The sequence below is a fragment of the Neobacillus endophyticus genome (assembly GCF_013248975.1).
Lineage (GTDB): Bacteria > Bacillota > Bacilli > Bacillales > Cytobacillaceae > Neobacillus > Neobacillus endophyticus.
Genome location: NZ_JABRWH010000001.1, coordinates 1,720,325 through 1,739,510 on the forward strand (window position 1 = coordinate 1,720,325; position 19,186 = coordinate 1,739,510).

At 40.2% G+C, this 19,186-nt stretch carries 20 protein-coding genes; all 20 read left to right on the plus strand.

The genetic code is table 11. The features are described 5' to 3' along the window. The first annotated feature begins 11 nt into the window (after positions 1–11). Positions 12–290 (plus strand): RNA-binding S4 domain-containing protein, encoded by a 279-nt coding sequence (locus HPT25_RS08260; protein ID WP_173062509.1) that lies wholly within the window; start codon positions 12–14, stop codon positions 288–290. A 74-nt stretch (positions 291–364) separates the two neighbouring features. After that, complete coding sequence (gene yabP, locus HPT25_RS08265) at positions 365–667, plus strand: sporulation protein YabP (protein ID WP_173062512.1); 303 nt, start codon at positions 365–367, stop codon at positions 665–667. Further along, positions 664–1,296, plus strand: coding sequence for a spore cortex biosynthesis protein YabQ (gene yabQ, locus HPT25_RS08270; RefSeq protein WP_173062514.1), 633 nt, complete (start codon positions 664–666; stop codon positions 1,294–1,296). The genes yabP and yabQ overlap by 4 nt, the downstream gene beginning before the upstream one ends. Before the next feature lie 14 nt (positions 1,297–1,310). Beyond that, entirely contained in the window at positions 1,311–1,694 is a 384-nt protein-coding gene (locus HPT25_RS08275) for an FtsB family cell division protein (RefSeq protein WP_173062517.1), read from the plus strand. A 95-nt stretch (positions 1,695–1,789) separates the two neighbouring features. After that, complete coding sequence (locus tag HPT25_RS08280; RefSeq protein ID WP_173062520.1) at positions 1,790–2,233, plus strand: S1 domain-containing RNA-binding protein; 444 nt, start codon at positions 1,790–1,792, stop codon at positions 2,231–2,233. A 270-nt stretch (positions 2,234–2,503) separates the two neighbouring features. After that, positions 2,504–4,978 carry a stage II sporulation protein E gene (gene spoIIE, locus HPT25_RS08285; protein ID WP_173062523.1) on the plus strand — a complete coding sequence of 825 codons (2,475 nt, stop codon included), beginning with the start codon at positions 2,504–2,506 and terminating at the stop codon, positions 4,976–4,978. A gap of 93 nt (positions 4,979–5,071) precedes the next feature. Continuing rightward, positions 5,072–5,809, plus strand: a complete 738-nt coding sequence (locus HPT25_RS08290) for a VWA domain-containing protein (RefSeq protein WP_173062526.1) — start codon at positions 5,072–5,074, stop codon at positions 5,807–5,809. Further along, positions 5,778–6,791 (plus strand): serine/threonine protein kinase PrkT, encoded by a 1,014-nt coding sequence (gene prkT / locus HPT25_RS08295; protein WP_173062529.1) that lies wholly within the window; start codon positions 5,778–5,780, stop codon positions 6,789–6,791. The genes HPT25_RS08290 and prkT overlap by 32 nt, the downstream gene beginning before the upstream one ends. Before the next feature lie 148 nt (positions 6,792–6,939). Beyond that, complete coding sequence (gene tilS / locus HPT25_RS08300) at positions 6,940–8,325, plus strand: tRNA lysidine(34) synthetase TilS (protein ID WP_173062532.1); 1,386 nt, start codon at positions 6,940–6,942, stop codon at positions 8,323–8,325. Between the two features lie 24 nt (positions 8,326–8,349). Continuing rightward, the gene (gene hpt / locus HPT25_RS08305; RefSeq protein WP_173062535.1) at positions 8,350–8,895 is read left to right on the plus strand and encodes a hypoxanthine phosphoribosyltransferase; all 546 of its coding nucleotides are present in this window, start codon (positions 8,350–8,352) and stop codon (positions 8,893–8,895) included. Between the two features lie 140 nt (positions 8,896–9,035). After that, complete coding sequence (ftsH, locus tag HPT25_RS08310) at positions 9,036–10,991, plus strand: ATP-dependent zinc metalloprotease FtsH (RefSeq protein WP_173062537.1); 1,956 nt, start codon at positions 9,036–9,038, stop codon at positions 10,989–10,991. A gap of 109 nt (positions 10,992–11,100) precedes the next feature. Beyond that, positions 11,101–11,880 carry a type III pantothenate kinase gene (locus HPT25_RS08315; protein WP_173062540.1) on the plus strand — a complete coding sequence of 260 codons (780 nt, stop codon included), beginning with the start codon at positions 11,101–11,103 and terminating at the stop codon, positions 11,878–11,880. 21 nt (positions 11,881–11,901) lie between these two features. Further along, on the plus strand, positions 11,902–12,780 hold the full coding sequence (gene hslO, locus HPT25_RS08320) for an Hsp33 family molecular chaperone HslO (RefSeq protein ID WP_173062543.1): 879 nt from the start codon (positions 11,902–11,904) through the stop codon (positions 12,778–12,780). 153 nt (positions 12,781–12,933) lie between these two features. Next, positions 12,934–13,860, plus strand: a complete 927-nt coding sequence (cysK, locus tag HPT25_RS08325) for a cysteine synthase A (protein ID WP_173062546.1) — start codon at positions 12,934–12,936, stop codon at positions 13,858–13,860. A 117-nt stretch (positions 13,861–13,977) separates the two neighbouring features. After that, positions 13,978–14,820 carry a dihydropteroate synthase gene (gene folP / locus HPT25_RS08330; protein WP_173062549.1) on the plus strand — a complete coding sequence of 281 codons (843 nt, stop codon included), beginning with the start codon at positions 13,978–13,980 and terminating at the stop codon, positions 14,818–14,820. Continuing rightward, positions 14,813–15,175 carry a dihydroneopterin aldolase gene (folB, locus tag HPT25_RS08335; protein ID WP_173062552.1) on the plus strand — a complete coding sequence of 121 codons (363 nt, stop codon included), beginning with the start codon at positions 14,813–14,815 and terminating at the stop codon, positions 15,173–15,175. The genes folP and folB overlap by 8 nt, the downstream gene beginning before the upstream one ends. Before the next feature lie 2 nt (positions 15,176–15,177). Then, positions 15,178–15,705, plus strand: a complete 528-nt coding sequence (folK, locus tag HPT25_RS08340; RefSeq protein ID WP_173062555.1) for a 2-amino-4-hydroxy-6-hydroxymethyldihydropteridine diphosphokinase — start codon at positions 15,178–15,180, stop codon at positions 15,703–15,705. Next, positions 15,657–15,863, plus strand: coding sequence for a helix-turn-helix domain-containing protein (locus HPT25_RS08345; protein WP_173062558.1), 207 nt, complete (start codon positions 15,657–15,659; stop codon positions 15,861–15,863). Before folK ends, HPT25_RS08345 begins: the two co-directional genes overlap by 49 nt. A gap of 38 nt (positions 15,864–15,901) precedes the next feature. Then, entirely contained in the window at positions 15,902–16,903 is a 1,002-nt protein-coding gene (gene dusB / locus HPT25_RS08350; protein ID WP_173062561.1) for a tRNA dihydrouridine synthase DusB, read from the plus strand. Between the two features lie 166 nt (positions 16,904–17,069). After that, entirely contained in the window at positions 17,070–18,554 is a 1,485-nt protein-coding gene (lysS, locus tag HPT25_RS08355) for a lysine--tRNA ligase (protein WP_173062564.1), read from the plus strand. Positions 18,555–19,186 lie beyond the last annotated feature (632 nt).

Consider the following 19,186-nt stretch of genomic DNA (forward strand, 5'->3'; position numbering starts at 1 on the left):
GGGTCCAATAAATGCGCTTGGATAAATTTTTAAAGGTTTCAAGATTAATTAAACGCAGGACTTTAGCGAAAGAAGTCTCTGATCAAGGCAGAATCGAAATCAATGGAAAAGAGGCAAAAGCCAGTTCAACGGTAAAGGTAGGAGACGAATTGACGCTTCGACTTGGACAGCGAATTCTTACTGTAAGAATTGACAGAATTCAAGAAACATCCAAAAAAGAGGAAGCTGCCGAGATGTATACTATTGTTCGTGAGGAACGGTTAAGCCAGCAAGAATCCTCAATTGATTGATGATGTTCTAAATTATCGTCCCTTCTCATAAAAATGTACAGAATGGTTGTACAAATGATTGTGAGGGATGAAGAATGAGCCAATATTACGAAAACAATCCATCAAAAAGCAGTACTCCGGACCATGATGTCATCATGAGAGGGCGCAAGCTTCTTGATATTACGGGTGTAAAACAAGTAGAAAGCTTCGATAATGAAGAGTTTTTATTAGAAACATCAATGGGATTTCTGGCCATTAAGGGACAAAACCTGCAAATGAAGAACCTCGATGTGGAAAAGGGGATCGTCTCCATTAAAGGGAAGATTTTTGATTTGGTTTACTTGGATGAGCAACATGGGGAGAAAGCTAAAGGATTCTTTAGCAAGTTATTCCGATGACCCTCTCCACGCAATTTCTGACCATGCTTTCAATGATTGGAATGGGGTCGTTGTTTGGAGCGATGTTCGATACGTACCAGCGCTTTTTACAGCGGCCAAAACGAAAGCAGTGGATTGTCTTTATTAATGATTTGCTTTTTTGGATTATTCAGGCATTGCTTATTTTTTACACTTTATTTTTAGTAAATAAGGGTGAGATTAGATTTTATATTTTTATAGCTCTTATTTGTGGTTTTGCAGCGTATCAAAGCTTGTTGAAGGAATTTTATCTTCAAACGCTGGAAATTCTTATAAGAACAGTTATCGCTTGCGCTAGAATTATCAAAAAAACCTTCCTGCTTTTAATCTATAGGCCCATCTTTGGTCTTATTCAGCTCCTGATCCTTATTATTCTTTCAATTGGCAGGGGGCTTTTAACCCTTGTCAAATTTGTCTTATCCATATTTTTATTTATAATAAAAACAGTTCTAGGGATACTGAAAAAAATCTTATTAATTTTTTGGAAATTGATGCCGAAAGGTCTTAAAAATTCCGTCGATAAGTTATATAATAGAACGGCAGGAAAAATCAAGGAAATCGGGAATTATATCATAAAGTGGAAAGAACGTTGGAAAAAGCGGAAAGAGTGAGGAGGTTAAAGGGATTGGGCGCAGTACAAAACCAAAATGTATCTAAAATGGAGACAACCTATGTTAAGCAACAAGAGTATGCAGAAATCGCATCAGCCAGGAAAAGGAAGCTGCTGTTAAGGAGACTTTCAATGTTTTTTGTATTGGCCGGCTGCGTTTCCTATTTGTTAATTTCCCAAAATATTTCTCAAACCGCTGAGCTTAAGACTAAAATGGTTCAAAAAAAGCAACTGGAAAGCCAGCTCTCAGCCCTTAAACATCAGCAAAGTACTTTGAAACAGGAAATTGTAAATTTAAATGATGATGATTACATTGCAAAACTGGCAAGAAAAGAGTACTTTTTTTCTGATAAAAATGAAATTATTTTTAACATTCCAGAAGATAAGAAGGGGAATTGAACCAAATTCTAGTGTTATTGACACTCAATTTTTCCTTTCTGTATAATATATTATGAGTATTATTTTTTATATTTTTAAGGAGGAAAATTTTTTTTATGTCAATTGAAGTAGGCAGCAAGTTACAAGGAAAGGTAACAGGGATTACAAATTTCGGAGCGTTTGTGGAGCTGCCGGATGGAACAACAGGGCTTGTACACATTAGCGAGGTTGCAGACAATTATGTTAAGGATATTAATGATCATCTTAAAGTTGGCGACCAAGTTGAAGTGAAAGTCATTAATGTTGAAAAAGATGGGAAAATTGGGCTATCTATAAAAAAAGCGAAAGATAGACCAGAAACAGAAAAGAAGCATTCAAATGCTCACACACAACGTCCTCGCCAAGGCAGACCAAACGATCGCAATAATAACAATAGTAATAAACCCGAGAATTTTGAGGCAAAAATGGCACGCTTCCTGAAAGACAGTGAAGATCGTTTATCTTCCCTAAAGCGCCATACGGAGTCCAAGCGAGGCGGAAGAGGAGCTAGACGCGGTTAATAACTTGCTGCTCACTTTTAATCGGATATAGCAGGTTTCACGAATGTATGAATAGATAAAGACAGGTCAATTATGACTTGTCTTTTTTTGTATTCTCAAAAAGGGAAAAAGTGTAAATAACGACAGTACCCATCAGTCAATTGGGTTAAATGCGTTAATATAGTGAAAACCGTCGAACGAAAAATTTTTCCTGTTCACTAATTTGACAAACTTTTAAATCTAGCAAATTTATAATAGTTGGCAACGATGAAATAAGAGGGAGAGGATTATATGGAAAAGGTAGAACGGGGTTTAATAGAACCGATCAGAGATGTCAACCTTCATTCATCCAAATGGGATCCGTGGCGCGGATTAAACAAAATTCAATCGATGTTGGAAACCTTTTTTATAAAAAAAGGGATCGTGTTATTAATGATTGGCTTTTTGTTAGGACGGGCCTTGATTTTGGCAAAGCTGACTCCGTTTAGCCTGCCTTTCTTTGCATCTGTCTACTTAATCAAAAAGGATAGGGCACCGCTTGCCCTTATTGGACTGATTGCGGGAGCGGCAACCATATCGTTAGCAAACGCAGCCTCTACATTTGTGATTTCCTTCTTGTTTTTGCTGGTGTTTCGAATCAGTCAAAAGTGGCTGGATAATGAAATGAAGGCGCTTCCCTATTTTGCAGGAATTATTTTAGGAATTGGGAAATTGGCAGAGGCCTTTATTTTTACACGACAATTGACTTTATATGATGCGATGATGACAGGGGTACAAGCGTGTCTTGCCTTCATTTTAACACTCATTTTCCTGCAGAGCATTCCGATGATGACAATAAATAAACGCAGACAGCTGTTAAAGACAGAGGAAATTGTCTGCTTGATTATTATGTTGGCTTCCGTTTTAACTGGAACCATTGGCTGGAAAATATATGGTTTATCCATGGACCATATCATGTCCCGCTATTTAGTACTAGTATTTTCCTTTATAGCCGGGGCTACAGTGGGATCGACAGTAGGCGTTGTAACGGGTCTTATTTTCAGCCTGGCTAGTGTATCCAGTTTTTATCATATGAGTTTATTAGCATTTTCCGGGGTTTTAGGCGGATTACTGAAGGAAGGGAAAAAATTCGGCGTTGCCTTTGGACTATTAATTGCCACGCTGTTAATTGGAATGTACGGTGAAGGAGACGGTTCCTTAAAGGTTACAGTCATGGAAACAGCGGCTGCAATTTTTTTATTTCTTTTAACACCTCAAAGCATAACCTCCCGATTGGCCAAATATATCCCTGGTACGTCAGAGCATACTGCGGAACAACAAAAATACATGAGGAAGATGAGGGATGTGACAGCACAGCGTGTTTCCCAATTCTCTAACGTATTTAACGCGCTTTCCAAAAGCTTTTCACAAACAGAAGTTTTATCAGATGAAGAGGAAAGCAACCGAGAAATGGATTATTTTATGAGTAATGTCACAGAGAAAACCTGCCAAACCTGTTTTAAAAAAGAACAATGCTGGGCAAAAAACTTTAGTACAACCTATGCTTACTTAGAAGAAATTATTCATGAAATGGATCAAAACAATGGAAATGTTCCTTTAAGACTGTCAAGGGAATGGGATAAGCAATGTACACGGTCAAAAAAGGTTTATGATACGATCGGCCAGGAGTTAACCTATTTTCAGGCCAATCAAAAGTTAAAAAAGCAGGTTCAGGAAAGTCGTAAGCTTGTTGCCGAACAATTGCAAGGTGTTTCTGAGGTTATGGAGAACTTCGCAAATGAAATTCAGCGTGAACGGGAAAACCATTATAAGCAAGAGGAGCAAATTATAGAGGCCTTGCAGGGCTTCGGTATTCATATTGAACAAGTGGATATCTACAGCCTGGAGCCGGGAAATGTGGATATTGAAATGTCACTTCCATTTGGGGGCGGGCACGGAGAATGCGAGAAAATCATTGCCCCCATGCTGTCTGATATTCTCGGAGAAACGATCGTTGTAAAACGAGAAGAAAATGATGACTATTCAAGCGGAAATATCCATGCGGTCTTTAGATCCTCTAAAGCCTTTATGGTCGAGACAGGCATTGCTCATGCTGCAAAAGATGGCGGATTAATTTCAGGTGACAGTTTTTCCACTATTGAGCTTGGAGCAGGTAAATTTGCCATTGCGATTAGTGATGGTATGGGAAATGGAGAACGTGCCCATTATGAAAGCAATGAAACTCTGTTGCTATTACAAAAAATTCTTCAATCTGGAATCGATGAGAAGGTGGCCATTAAATCGATCAACTCGATTTTATCTTTAAGGACAACAGATGAAATATTTTCAACATTGGATTTAGCAATGATTGATTTGAAAAATGCCTCAGCCAATTTCCTCAAAATTGGTTCGACACCCAGCTTTATTAAACGAGGCAAAAAAGTAATTAAAATTCAGGCTAGTAATCTGCCAATGGGAATTCTTCAGGAATTCGAGGTCGATGTCGTCAGTGAGCAGTTAAAAGCAGGGGATTTGCTTATTATGATGAGTGATGGAGTATTTGAGGGGCCGAAACATGTTGAAAATTATGATTTATGGATGAAACGGAAGATACTGGAATTGGAGACAGAGGATCCGCAAGAGGTTGCCGATTTGATTATGGAGGATGTCATTCGCTCGAGATCAGGGATTATTGATGACGATATGACCGTGACCGTGGCGAAAATTAAACACAATACGCCAAAATGGGCATCCATACCTGTTCATCCAATCAAACGCCGGGCGTAAATGACTATTTTATCCTGCATTCACCATGATTATGTATAAATCAGCTCCACAAAGTCGAAAATGATACCAACACATGTGTGGAGGGAGAAGATTATGTATACAGGTAAAATCAGGCAGATTTTATTGATTACGGATGGCTGTTCCAATCAAGGCGAAGATCCGATTGCTATGGCCGCACTTGCAAAAGAGCAAGGAATTACTGTTAATGTGATTGGTGTCATGGAACATGATGTCATTGATGAAAAAGGAATAACAGAAATTGAAGGTATTGCGTTGTCGGGAGGGGGAGTCAGCCAAATTGTCTATTCCGAGGCTCTCTCACAAACGGTGCAAATGGTGACCCGCAAGGCTATGAATCAAACGATTCAAGGAGTAGTAAACAGAGAATTACAACAAATTTTGGGACGATCCAAAACAATGGAGGATCTTCCTCCAGAAAAACGCGGAGAGGTTATGGAAGTAGTGGATGAATTAGGAGAAACTGTCGAATTGGAAGTGTTGATTCTTGTCGATACGAGCGCAAGTATGAAACACAAGCTGCCGACAGTAAAAGAAGCATTGCTGGACCTTTCTCTTAGTTTAAATGCACGTTCTGGTGAGAATCAATTTTCTGTTTATGCATTTCCCGGGAAAAGAACCGATGTCGAAAAACTGCTGGACTGGACGCCAAATCTGCAATCTTTGACAAGTGTGTTCTCCAAGCTTTCGACAGGGGGCATTACACCTACAGGCCCTGCATTGCGTACGGCTGTATCGTCTTTTAATCAAAAACCAACATTAAGGAGCCTGCTGGCACGTGATGATGAATCATACTTTGAAGAATCAATGTAAGGTTATTTCTGGAACCATCATTACTGGGAAATGGCATAACAAAAAGTATACAATTATAAAGGAATTAGGATTTGGCGCAAACGGCGTTGTTTACCTTGCTAAGCATAACAATACACCAGTAGCGTTAAAGATGAGTGAAAATGGGATGTCCATCACATCAGAGGTAAATGTATTGAAATCTTTTGCTAAGGTCCAGGGAACCCCAACCCTTGGGCCTTCTTTGCTTGATGTTGATGATTGGCAGTCAAAGGGGCCCGTCATTTCCTTTTATGTCATGGATTATATCCAAGGCCCGGATCTTCTTTCCTTTTTGCAGCAGAAAGGAAAGTCATGGATGCCAATTTTAATTCTTCAACTACTAAATGATCTGGATAAATTACATGAAAACGGCTGGGTGTTTGGTGATTTAAAACCTGAAAATTTAATCGTTACAGGGCCGCCGCCTAAAATTAGATGTATCGATGTAGGGGGCACTACGATTAAAGGAAGGGCTATAAAAGAATTCACGGAGTTTTATGACCGCGGATATTGGGGGCTGGGGTCAAGAAAAGCAGAGCCTTCCTATGATTTATTTGCAGTTGCCATGATTATGATTAATTCTGCTTATCCAAAGCGATTTAAAAAGACGCTTGGCGGGCTTGGACAGCTAAAAGAGGCCATTCGGCAAAAAAATGACCTGCATTCATTTGAAAAAGTTATTTTAAAGGCTTTACAGGGCCATTATGCAACAGCAAGGCAAATGAGGGCTGAAATGCTGGGCCAATTTAATGATCATACTGCAGCAAAGCAACCTCAAAAAACGCACAGCCCAATTGCGGCTGGTAAGCAGAATAAAGGACTAAAGCAGCCCCAATCATCCACGCCCCTTACAAGGCAGCATTATCGAAAGGCAAAGAAGAAGAAAGGATGGAAAGAGTTCTTTCTTATTAGCTTCATTCTATGTACTTTATATGGATTTTATATTTTTATGAAACTTTTGTAATTCGATGAAACTTATTAGAAAATGGAACGTAAATAAAGAAAATGAAATTCCAGCTTTTTATAGGAAATATTTTAATGGCATAGGCAAGTCTATATTTTAAATGATAAGCTTATGGTAATTTAAATTTGAATTAAGGAAGAGTAGAGAAATGTTGGAATCAAAGGTTGAGGCCTTTTTGAAACGGCACGCATTTACAATGAAGAATGCAGGAATAGTTGTAGGGGTTTCAGGAGGACCAGACTCTTTAGCATTGCTTCATTACCTGCTTCAAAAAAGGAGAAAAGAGAATCTTGCACTTGTCGCTGCGCATGTAGATCATATGTTCCGTGGACAGGAGTCCTATGAAGATGCGATGTTTGTGAAGGAGTTTTGTAAGCAGGAGCAGGTACCGTTTGAAATGGTTCGCGTTAATGTACCGAAAGTGATGGAGGAAACAGGGCAAAGCGCAGAACTTGCTGGAAGGGAAGTGCGCTATGAGTTTTACCAGAAAATTATGGAGAAGTACCAATTTAAATTTTTGGCACTTGGACATCATGGCGATGACCAAATTGAAACCATTCTGATGCGGTTAACAAGGGGAAGCACAGGAATGGCGAGAACGGGGATACCGTTCACCCGCTCTTTTCAAAATGGGGTAATTTTCCGCCCTTTTTTAGGTGTAACAAAGGTGGAAATTGAAGATTATTGTAAGAGACAGCACCTTTCCCCAAGAATTGACCCAAGTAATGCAGAAAGTATCTATAGCCGAAATCGGTTTCGTAAAGAGGTTCTGCCTTTTTTAAAAAGGGAAAATCCCCATGTGCATGAACATTTTCAGCGATTTAGTGAGAACCTGCAAGAGGATGAAGCTTTTCTTGAGGAATTAACTGTCCGAGAAATGAATACAGTAATGACAAGCAGAGAAGAAGGTAAAATCACAATCGATATTACCCGCTTACTTAAAGTGCCTTTACCTTTACAAAGAAGAGGGATTCAACTAATATTAAACTATCTTTATAAAGTAAAGCCTGTCTCTCTTTCTGCCGTACATATCGATCAAGTATTTCATCTGATTCAGCAAGGAGAGCCGTCGGGGAGGCTTGATTTTCCTAACGGTCTGAAGGTGAATCGCTCTTATTTTGAAATAACCTTTCAATTTAAACAAGAAGAGGCTGAACCTTATTTGTTTGAATTAAACGGGCCGGGGAAGATTAACTTACCGGGCGGGGATACCATCTTAATGGAGACCATAACGGGGGAAATTCCATTTATGCATCAAAATTCCGCTATATTTGCGGAGAAAAGTGTAAATTGGCCGTTGATTGTTCGAACAAGAAAACAAGGTGACCGCATGACGTTGAAAGGAATGAATGGGACAAGAAAGTTAAAAGATATCTTTATTGACCATAAAATACCGATTCATAAACGCGATACTTGGCCAGTAATTACAGATAAGAATGGTTGTGTTCTTTGGCTTCCGGGTTTGAAAAAATCTGCTTTGGAAGGAAAGGACCGTTCAGCACAACAATATATACTTCTCACATATGAAAGTTAAGATCTTCTAGGGGGCACATTTAGAATGAACCAGGATATTAAAAAAGTTTTAGTTTCCGAAGAGGAAATTCAAGAAAAAATCAAGGTGTTAGCAGCACAACTAACAGAGGAATATAAGGATCGATTCCCCCTTGCAATTGGCGTTTTAAAAGGTGCAATGCCTTTTATGGCTGATTTATTGAAGCGGATGGACTGCTATTTGGAAATGGACTTTATGGATGTTTCTAGTTATGGCACCTCGATGGTATCCTCTGGGGAAGTGAAAATCCTGAAAGATTTGGATACTTCTGTTGAAGGGAGAGACCTTTTAATTATCGAGGATATTATTGACAGTGGTCTTACCTTAAGTTATTTAGTGGATTTGTTCCACTATCGGAAAGCAAAATCCATTAAAATTGTCACATTGCTAGATAAACCATCCGGTAGGAAAAGTAACATTAAAGCAGATTATGTCGGTTTTGATGTTCCAGATGAGTTTGTTGTCGGCTATGGATTGGATTACATGGAAAAATACCGAAACCTCCCTTATATTGGGGTATTAAAACCCGAAGTATACAGCAATAATCAATAAATAATGACAAGTTTTTCATAAGCGATGTTGTATGTATGCTCAGGAAAGTTTAGCATTCATACTGAGAGCAATTTCTTGAATTAGTAAGATTTTCTATGATACGATTTACTATAGTTTTTACCCGCGGGAGGAGGTAAGAGATGAATCGGATTTTCCGTAATACCATCTTTTATTTATTGATATTTTTAGTCATAATTGGCGTCGTCAGCTTCTTTAATGGAAGCAATGAGCCAACAGATCACATTTCATATGATAAATTCGTTTCACAATTAGAACACGGTGAGATTAAGTCATTTTCGATGCAGCCTGACCGTGGTGTATATGAAGTACGCGGAGAATTAGAAGCAAACAGTAAAAAATTCATTACCTATATCCCGGATAGTCAAAAAATTCTTGACCGCATTGATCAGGCGAAATCAAAAGTGGAAGTTTTGCCTGCTAAAGAAACAAGCGGCTGGGTGACTTTCTTTACTTCGATTATTCCATTTGTGATTATCTTTATTTTATTTTTCTTCTTACTAAACCAAGCTCAAGGCGGCGGCAGCCGGGTCATGAACTTTGGTAAGTCAAAAGCAAAGCTATATAATGACGATAAGAAAAAAGTTCGTTTTAGAGATGTAGCCGGAGCGGATGAAGAGAAAGCAGAATTAGTCGAAGTAGTTGAATTCTTAAAGGACCCTCGCAAGTTTGCAGAGCTGGGAGCACGGATTCCAAAAGGCGTTCTTCTTGTAGGACCTCCTGGAACCGGTAAAACATTACTTGCCCGTGCAGTTGCGGGTGAAGCTGGGGTACCGTTTTTCTCTATCAGTGGATCTGATTTCGTTGAAATGTTTGTAGGGGTGGGGGCATCCCGTGTTCGTGATTTATTTGAAAACGCAAAGAAAAATGCTCCATGTATTATTTTTATTGATGAGATTGATGCAGTAGGCCGTCAGCGTGGTGCTGGTCTTGGAGGCGGGCATGATGAACGTGAGCAAACTTTAAACCAATTGCTTGTTGAAATGGATGGATTCGGTGCGAATGAAGGAATTATTATCATTGCAGCCACAAACCGTCCTGATATTCTTGACCCTGCATTGCTCCGTCCAGGCCGTTTTGACCGACAAATTACCGTAGACCGTCCAGATGTTAATGGCCGTGAAGCCGTATTAAAGGTACATGCCCGCAATAAACCTTTGGATGAAGCAGTTAACTTGAAAAATATTGCAATGCGTACTCCAGGTTTTTCTGGTGCCGATTTAGAGAACTTATTAAACGAAGCAGCCCTTGTGGCTGCACGTCAAAATAAAAAGAAAATCGATATGGTGGATATTGATGAAGCCACTGACCGCGTCATTGCAGGCCCAGCGAAAAAGAGCCGTGTAATTTCTGAAAAAGAACGCAAAATCGTTGCTTTCCATGAAGGTGGTCATACGGTTATTGGTTTGGTGCTTGATGAGGCAGAAATGGTACACAAAGTAACAATTGTGCCACGTGGCCAGGCTGGTGGATACGCTGTTATGCTGCCTAAAGAAGATCGTTACTTTATGACTAAGCCGGAGCTTTTGGATAAAATCGTCGGCCTGCTTGGAGGACGTGTAGCTGAAGAAATTGTCTTTGGTGAAGTCAGCACAGGCGCTCACAACGACTTCCAACGTGCCACAGGTATTGCACGCCGGATGGTAACAGAATTCGGTATGAGTGAAAAACTTGGTCCTCTCCAATTTGGCCAGGCGCAAGGCGGTCAGGTATTCTTGGGTCGCGACCTTCATAATGAGCAAAATTATTCTGATGCCATTGCCTATGAAATTGACTTGGAAATTCAACGCATCATTAAAGAAAGCTATGAAAGATGTAAAAAGATCCTTACAGAAAATCGTGATAAATTGGATCTGATTGCCAAGACATTGTTAGAAGTAGAGACGCTGAATGCTGAGCAGATTAGGTATGTAGTAGAACATGGCCAGCTACCGGAAGATCCAGCTGAACTTGAAAAAGTGCGATTGGATTTGAAAAAAGATGATGTAAAGGTAAATATCAATTCGAAAAAGGATGAAGAAGTAAAAGAAGAGAAATCACTCTTGGATTCTCCTCCTGATGAAATTGATAATAAATAATACTTGAGTGCTTCAACGGAAGCACTCTTTTTTTCATGAAAACTCTAATTGTGTTATTATGTTTGCAGTATGTAAAAAAAGAAATATCACCAAAAAGTGAGGGATATACTTGATTTTCGTATTTGATGTAGGAAATACCAATATTGTGCTAGGCGTTTATGAAGGTGACGTGCTGAAATATCATTGGCGCATCGAAACGAATCGAAATCGCACGGAAGATGAATTTGGCATGAGTATTAAATCTTTGTTTGAGCATGCAGGCCTGACGTTTTCCGATATTGACGGCATTATTATTTCTTCAGTAGTGCCGCCCATTATGTTTGCGTTAGAAAGAATGTGCCAGAAATATTTTCATATAAAACCACTTGTGGTAGGTCCGGGAATCAAAACGGGCTTGAATATTAAATATGAAAACCCAAGAGAGGTGGGGGCAGACCGGATTGTCAATGCTGTTGCTGCCATCCATGAATATGGAAGCCCGCTAATTATTGTCGATTTTGGAACTGCTACTACTTATTGCTATGTTAATGAGGAACGTCAATACATGGGTGGTGCCATTGCGCCAGGGATCGGGATCTCAACGGAGGCTCTTTATTCCAGGGCTGCAAAATTACCGCGAATTGAAATAACCCGTCCAGAAGGAATCATTGGGAAAAACACGGTATCTGCGATGCAAGCAGGAATTGTATATGGGTATGTGGGTCAAGTAGAAGGTATTGTAAAGCGAATGGAAGACCAAAGCGTCAAAAAACCGACTGTCATCGCAACAGGCGGTCTGGCCAATTTAATTGCTCAGGAATCAACAGTAATTGATATCGTTGATCCATTCTTAACATTAAAAGGCTTACAGCTTATCTATAAGAGAAACCAAGGGCATCCTAAAGAGTAGCAGCGTGAAAGGAGTATCAAAATGAGTGATTATTTAGTAAAGGCACTTGCCTATAACGGAAGCTTCAGGGCATATGCAGTTCGGACGACAGACACGATCAATGAGGCACAGAGGCGACATCAAACATGGCGGACAGCATCTGCCGCACTTGGCCGCTCGATGACCGCAGGGGTCATGATGGGGGCTATGTTGAAGGGGGAGGAAAAGCTGACCATTAAAATTGACGGCGGTGGTCCAGTTGGCCCTATTTTGGTTGACAGTAACGCCAAAGGGGAAGTAAGAGGTTATGTAACCAATCCTCAAGTCGATTTTGAATCAAACGAGCATGGAAAGCTTGATGTCCGCCGTGCGGTCGGAACGGACGGCTTGTTATCGGTGGTCAAGGACCTTGGGCTTCGTGATTTCTTTTCCGGACAAGTGCCGCTTATTTCCGGGGAATTAGGTGAAGACTTTACTTATTATTTCGTGACTTCAGAGCAGGTCCCTTCTTCCGTTGGTGTTGGGGTTTTAGTCAATCCTGATGACAGCATTCTTGCTGCAGGGGGATTTATTATCCAAGTTTTGCCTGGAACAGAGGATTCGATTATTGCCCTATTGGAAGAAAGACTGAAAACCATTCCTCCGATATCCAAATTAATTGAAAAAGGCTTAACACCAGAGCAAATATTGGAAGAACTATTCGGTAAAGAACATGTTAAAGTTATCGAGACGATGCCGGTAAAATTCCAATGTACTTGCTCAAAGGAACGATTTGCAGATGCTATAATTGGTTTAGGAAAAAAGGAAATTAACGACATGATTGTGGAAGATGGTCAAGCCGAGGCACATTGCCACTTCTGTAATGAGAAGTATCTCTTTACTAAAGAAGAACTTGAGCAATTAAAAGAGTTGGCAAAATAAAAGGTAAATGGGGAACGTAGGAAATATTATTTCCTGCGTTTTTTTCTTTTTAGATTTTTTAAAATATTTTAAATCAAACTAATTGACAAAATGAGCTGATAGATGTAAATTCAATATAAATCCAATAAAAATACTCGGAATAGAGGTGCACTTATGGTACGTGTTGCAAATTCAGTAGCTGAATTAATCGGTCAAACTCCAATTGTCAAATTAAACAGATTAGTAGATGAAAATAGTGCAGAGGTCTATTTAAAGCTAGAATATTTTAATCCAGGCAGTAGTGTAAAGGACCGTATTGGCTTGGCCATGATTGAAGCAGCTGAGCAGCAGGGTTTAATTAAACCAGGCGATACGATCATTGAGCCAACAAGCGGTAATACAGGAATCGGACTTGCAATGGTTGCCGCTGCAAAAGGCTACAAGGCCGTTTTTGTTATGCCTGAAACAATGAGCTTGGAAAGACGAAACCTTCTTCGTGCATATGGAGCGGAGCTTGTACTAACACCTGGTCCCGAAGGAATGAAGGGAGCAATTGCGAAAGCAGAAGCTCTTGCAGCTGAGAATGGCTATTTCATGCCTCAGCAATTTAAAAACCAAGCTAATCCTGAGGTACACCGCAGAACAACAGGTAAGGAAATTGTAGAACAAATGGACCAACTGGATGCATTTGTATCAGGTATTGGTACTGGTGGTACCATTTCTGGAGCCGGTAGTGTGCTTCGTGAAAAATTCCCGAATGTGAAAATCGTGGCAGTTGAACCAAAAGATTCTCCAGTTCTTTCAGGAGGTAAGCCTGGCCCGCATAAACTTCAAGGTCTCGGTGCCGGATTTGTTCCAGATACATTAAACACTGATATTTATGATGAAGTTATTCAAGTTACTGCTGAAGATGCATTTGCCGCTTCGCGTCGGGCAGCAAAAGAAGAAGGTGTCCTTGGAGGAATTTCTTCAGGTGCAGCCATTCACGCAGCAGTGGAAGTTGCCAAAAAACTAGGTAAAGGCAAAAAAGTACTGGCGATTATTCCAGATAACGGTGAACGCTATTTAAGTACACCACTTTACCAATACGACGCAGAATAGTTATTAAGAGAGGCGTTGGCTGGAAGCCGGGCCTCTTTTTTTATGCCGAAAATATGAAACCATTTTAAATTTCATGTATGATAAATAGGAGTGAAAATGAAGTAGGAGGGAATAGGGATGGAAGCTAAACAAGGCCTGCTTCGCTGCGGTCCGTATACGCTTGACTTTCAGAAAAAAACACTAGTGATGGGCATCTTAAATGTCACCCCTGATTCCTTTTCGGACGGAGGTCAATTTGATCGTATCGAAAAAGCAGTTGAGCATGCAAAGGAAATGGTGGCAAATGGTGCCGATATTATCGATATTGGCGGTGAATCAACCCGTCCTGGACATGCAGCTGTTTCCTTGGAAGAGGAACTGAAACGGGTACTGCCGGTTATTGAAGCAGTGGCTGGAGAAGTACAAGTACCAATCTCGATTGATACATATAAAGCAGAAACTGCTAAACGGGCAATAGCTGCAGGGGCTCATATCATTAATGATGTTTGGGGGGCTAAAGCAGATGGCAAAATGGCCGGGGTTGCAGCGGAAGCTGGAGTGCCCATTATCTTAATGCATAATCGGAAGAACCGGGATTATCAGCATTTTATTAGAGATGTCATAAGTGATCTTTATGAAAGCATTACGATCGCAAAATTGGCAGGTGTGAAGGATGAGGACATTATTTTAGACCCTGGAATTGGTTTTGCTAAAGATTATCAGGAAAATCTATTAATGATGCAAAACCTGGACAAACTGGTGATGCTCGGATATCCTGTCCTTTTAGCTGTTTCACGAAAAAGAATGATCGGAGAAGCACTGGATCTTTCGGTAAATGAAAGAATAGAAGGGACGGGCGCATCCATATGCTACGGAATTCAAAAAGGCTGCCAGCTTGTCCGAGTTCATGATGTGAAGGAAATGAGCAGAATGGCCAAAATGATGGATGTGCTGATGGGGAAAGGTGATAACGTTGGATAAAATTTATGTAACCGGTATGCAATTTTATGGCTACCACGGTGTTTTTCCTGAGGAGAATGTGCTTGGCCAGCGCTTCGAGGTTGATTTAACCGTGTCCGTTGACTTAAAAAAAGCAGGAGAAACAGATAATTTGGAAGTATCAGTTCATTATGGCGAGCTTTATCAACTTTGCAAAGAAATTGTTGAAGGGGATAAAAGATTTAAGCTAGTGGAATCTGTTGCAGAAAAGATTGCCGCTAGTGTATTGTCAGTATTTATGTTAGTTTCAGAAGTAACGGTAAAGGTTATAAAGCCAAATCCACCGATTCCGGGACATTATAAATCAGTTGCTGTAGAAATCACAAGGAGTAGGTAATAGTGGAAAATTTAGCTTGTATTGCCCTTGGCTCCAATATAGGGGACCGCTATGCAAACTTAATAGATGCAATTAAAATGTTAACGGGTTTTTCGGATATCCACCTGGTAAATTACTCCTCCGTTTATGAAACTGACCCTGTCGGTTATGAAGATCAGGATCAATTTTTAAACATGGTAATGGAGATAAAAACAACTTTAAATGCACAGCAACTGTTAGAACGTTGCTTAAAAGTGGAAACTGATCTTGGTAGGAAAAGGGAAATACGGTGGGGTCCGCGGACATTAGACCTTGACATTCTGACCTTTAACCAAGAAAATATTGAAACAGAGAAGCTTGTTGTTCCACATCCTCGGATGCTTGAACGGGCGTTTGTGCTGGTGCCTCTTTCCGAGATGAAGCCTGATCTTTACCTACCAGGGATGGAAAAGCCAATTTCAGCATGTTTAAATCAACTACCTGATAGAGAAGGAGTCCGAATATGGAAGCGGAAAAATGGGGAAGACGTATTCGAGCCTATCGGAAGCTAAAAGGGTATACACAGGAGAGCTTTTCGAAGGAACTAGGTGTATCAGTATCTATTTTAGGAGAAATTGAGAGAGGGAACCGCCTGCCTGCGGGAGATTTGATAGAGAAAATTGCTCTCTCATTAAAAATAAGTGTAGATGATTTAACACCGAAGGATTAATCGAGGTGTCTGTTAGAAAGATTGTAGGAGGTTATTTAGTGTTAAAAATCGGCGACATTGAAATGAAAAATCCGGTTGTATTAGCACCAATGGCCGGTGTTTGTAACTCTGCTTTCCGTTTAACGGTGAAAGAATTTGGAGCCGGATTAGTGTGTGCAGAAATGGTCAGTGATAAAGGAATTGTCTTTAAAAATGAAAAGACAATGAATATGTTATATATTGATGAACGTGAAAAGCCGCTAAGCCTGCAAATTTTTGGTGGTGAAAAAGAAACGTTGGTGGAAGCAGCCAAATTTGTGGATCAAAATACTAATGCTGATATTATCGACATTAATATGGGTTGTCCGGTTCCGAAAATTACAAAGTGTGATGCAGGGGCCAAATGGCTTTTAGATCCAAATAAAATTTATGAAATGGTTTCTTCTGTTGTTGAAGCAGTTGAGAAACCTGTTACAGTAAAAATGCGGATGGGCTGGGATGAAGAGCATATTTATGCAGTCAAAAATGCTCAAGCTGTTGAACGGGCAGGCGGCAAGGCTGTTGCTCTGCACGGCCGTACTCGTGTACAAATGTACGAAGGAAAGGCGAATTGGGATATTATTCGTGAAGTGAAGCAATCCGTAAACATTCCTGTTATAGGTAATGGTGATGTCCAAACGCCGCAGGATGCCAAAAGAATGCTCGATGAAACCGGTGTTGATGGTGTAATGATTGGCCGAGCAGCACTAGGAAATCCATGGATGATTTACCGTACGGTTAAGTATATAGAAACAGGAATACTGATGGATGAGCCGCCGGTAAGTGAAAAAATCGATGTCTGTATCCTTCACTTGGATCGATTAATCGCTTTAAAAAATGAAGACATCGCGGTTCGTGAAATGCGTAAGCATGCTGCCTGGTATTTAAAAGGAATCCAAGGCAATGCCAAAGTACGTAACGCTATCAATGAGTGTAATACTCGTGAAGATCTAGTAACTCTATTAAATGGGTTAGTAGTGGATGTAGAAGAACAAGAGCGAAACGAGGCTATTGTAGGCTAGATTTGAGGCTGCCAGAAGAAAAACTGGCGGTTTTTTTGTATAATTAAACTTTTTTGATGTCTGAACATGCACTTTTGTGTAAAATAATATAGTATGTAAAAATTGTCCTCTTGTATTTATGAATTTATATTTTACATAAAAAAGAGATTATTGGAGTTGATCGGAAATGAGTCAAGAAGAATTAAATGACCAACTGCAGGTCAGACGAGAAAAAATGGCCGCAATGAGGGAAAATGGCCTAGATCCATTTGGCAAACGTTTTGAACGTACGCATAATGCCAAGGAATTGAAGGATCAATACGGAGAACTGTCTGCTGAAGATCTAACTGAAAAGAATATTCAAACGGCTATAGCTGGCCGGATTATGACGAAACGCGGGAAAGGCAAAGCGGGTTTTGCTCATATCCAGGACTTATCAGGACAAATCCAAATATATGTCCGTCAGGATGCTATCGGGGAGGAGCAATATGAAATCTTCGATACAGCTGATTTAGGGGATATCATTGGTGTTTCTGGATCTGTTTTTAAAACAAAAACTGGAGAACTTTCTGTAAAAGTCCAAGACTTTACATTTTTAACGAAGGCGCTGAGACCGCTGCCTGACAAATTCCATGGACTTAAAGATATTGAACAGCGATACCGTCAACGTTATCTTGACCTTATTATGAGTCAAGAAAGCAAGGAAACCTTTATCGCGCGTAGCCGTATCATTCAATCGATGCGCCGCTATTTAGATGGAAACGGATATTTAGAGGTGGAAACACCTATGATGCATTCTATTGCCGGAGGCGCCGCTGCACGCCCGTTTATTACCCATCACAATGCGCTTGACATGCCACTTTTCATGCGGATTGCTATAGAACTGCATTTAAAACGTTTAATTGTCGGCGGTCTTGAAAAAGTATATGAAATTGGCCGTGTCTTCAGAAATGAAGGTGTTTCAACCCGCCACAACCCTGAATTCACCATGCTCGAACTTTATGAAGCGTACGCGGACTTCCATGATATCATGAGCCTTACAGAGAACATGATTGCCCATATTGCTCAAGAAGTTATAGGAACAACTAAAATTCAATACGGTGAATATGAAGTAGATCTGACTCCAGAGTGGAAACGACTTCACATGGTAGATGCCATAAAAGAGTACACAGGAGTAGACTTCTGGAAAGAAACAAGCGTTGAGGAAGCACGCCAGCTTGCAAAAGAACACGGTGTTGAAATTAAAGATAATATGCTTTACGGTCATATTGTTAATGAATTCTTCGAACAAAAGGTAGAGGAAAAACTGATTCAGCCGACGTTTATTTACGGTCATCCGGTGGAAATCTCGCCGCTTGCAAAGAAAAATGAAGACGACCCAAGATTCACAGATCGTTTTGAATTATTTATTGTTGCCCGTGAACACGCTAATGCTTTCACGGAGCTAAACGACCCGATTGACCAAAGAGAGCGTTTTGAAGCACAATTAACAGAACGTGAACAGGGAAACGATGAAGCTCATATGATGGATGATGACTTTGTTGAAGCATTAGAATATGGTATGGCGCCTACAGGGGGTTTAGGTATCGGTATTGACCGCTTAGTTATGCTGCTAACCAATTCACCGTCTATCCGCGATGTTCTATTATTCCCGCTAATGCGTCATCGATAAGAAAGAGGAGCGCCGGTATTTACTGGCGCTCCTTTCTTTAGCTGATAGGAAAGTATAACTTTTCTATCAGGCATAAGTGCACTAAGGAATGCTTCGTGAGCATTAGCCTCGCAGTCGAGAAGTTGCGCTTTTCGACGAACTACGCCTCTGTCTTCGCCCAACGGGCTCGCCAGTCGGCGAGTTTTCTATATTTTCGTGTTCAGGATTCCAATAGCCTGCCGTAGTGAGATCTTACTCAAGGGGAGGAATAAGTAGATAGCGTTTAGCTGGCAAAGGAGCGGGTCTAACGGGCTGATAATGGAGTAGAAGTAGCATAATTGGCTAATAGTCTGTTGTTAATCTGGTTATATGAATAACTAAAGGTGCATTAAATGTCTGGTAGTTCTGCTTAACCAATTAAATAAGATAGAGCGTCCTAGAATGTATGTAAGAGAGATAATTTTTTAGGAAAAGCGAAATTAGAGCAGTTCTAATTCTGTACGACGCGTTTTTTCTATGCGAACGAATAACATAATTTCAGTTTGAAAATATATTTGAATATTCCCACTTTATTTTTTTTGTAAAAAACTATTGCGCCGAATCTTTAATGGTGATATATTAATATTCGTTGTTGAAAAACAACAAAGCAAAAT

Excerpts from the sequence above, each read along its gene's own strand:
- HPT25_RS08260 (WP_173062509.1), top strand. The coding sequence starts at position 12 with ATGCGCTTGGATAAATTTTTAAAGGTTTCAAGATTAATTAAACGCAGG.
- yabP (WP_173062512.1), top strand. The coding sequence starts at position 365 with ATGAGCCAATATTACGAAAACAATCCATCAAAAAGCAGTACTCCGGAC.
- yabQ (WP_173062514.1), top strand. The coding sequence starts at position 664 with ATGACCCTCTCCACGCAATTTCTGACCATGCTTTCAATGATTGGAATG.
- HPT25_RS08280 (WP_173062520.1), top strand. The coding sequence starts at position 1,790 with ATGTCAATTGAAGTAGGCAGCAAGTTACAAGGAAAGGTAACAGGGATT.
- spoIIE (WP_173062523.1), top strand. The coding sequence starts at position 2,504 with ATGGAAAAGGTAGAACGGGGTTTAATAGAACCGATCAGAGATGTCAAC.
- HPT25_RS08290 (WP_173062526.1), top strand. The coding sequence starts at position 5,072 with ATGTATACAGGTAAAATCAGGCAGATTTTATTGATTACGGATGGCTGT.
- prkT (WP_173062529.1), top strand. The coding sequence starts at position 5,778 with ATGATGAATCATACTTTGAAGAATCAATGTAAGGTTATTTCTGGAACC.
- tilS (WP_173062532.1), top strand. The coding sequence starts at position 6,940 with ATGTTGGAATCAAAGGTTGAGGCCTTTTTGAAACGGCACGCATTTACA.
- hpt (WP_173062535.1), top strand. The coding sequence starts at position 8,350 with ATGAACCAGGATATTAAAAAAGTTTTAGTTTCCGAAGAGGAAATTCAA.
- ftsH (WP_173062537.1), top strand. The coding sequence starts at position 9,036 with ATGAATCGGATTTTCCGTAATACCATCTTTTATTTATTGATATTTTTA.
- hslO (WP_173062543.1), top strand. The coding sequence starts at position 11,902 with ATGAGTGATTATTTAGTAAAGGCACTTGCCTATAACGGAAGCTTCAGG.
- cysK (WP_173062546.1), top strand. The coding sequence starts at position 12,934 with ATGGTACGTGTTGCAAATTCAGTAGCTGAATTAATCGGTCAAACTCCA.
- folP (WP_173062549.1), top strand. The coding sequence starts at position 13,978 with ATGGAAGCTAAACAAGGCCTGCTTCGCTGCGGTCCGTATACGCTTGAC.
- HPT25_RS08345 (WP_173062558.1), top strand. The coding sequence starts at position 15,657 with ATGGAAGCGGAAAAATGGGGAAGACGTATTCGAGCCTATCGGAAGCTA.
- lysS (WP_173062564.1), top strand. The coding sequence starts at position 17,070 with ATGAGTCAAGAAGAATTAAATGACCAACTGCAGGTCAGACGAGAAAAA.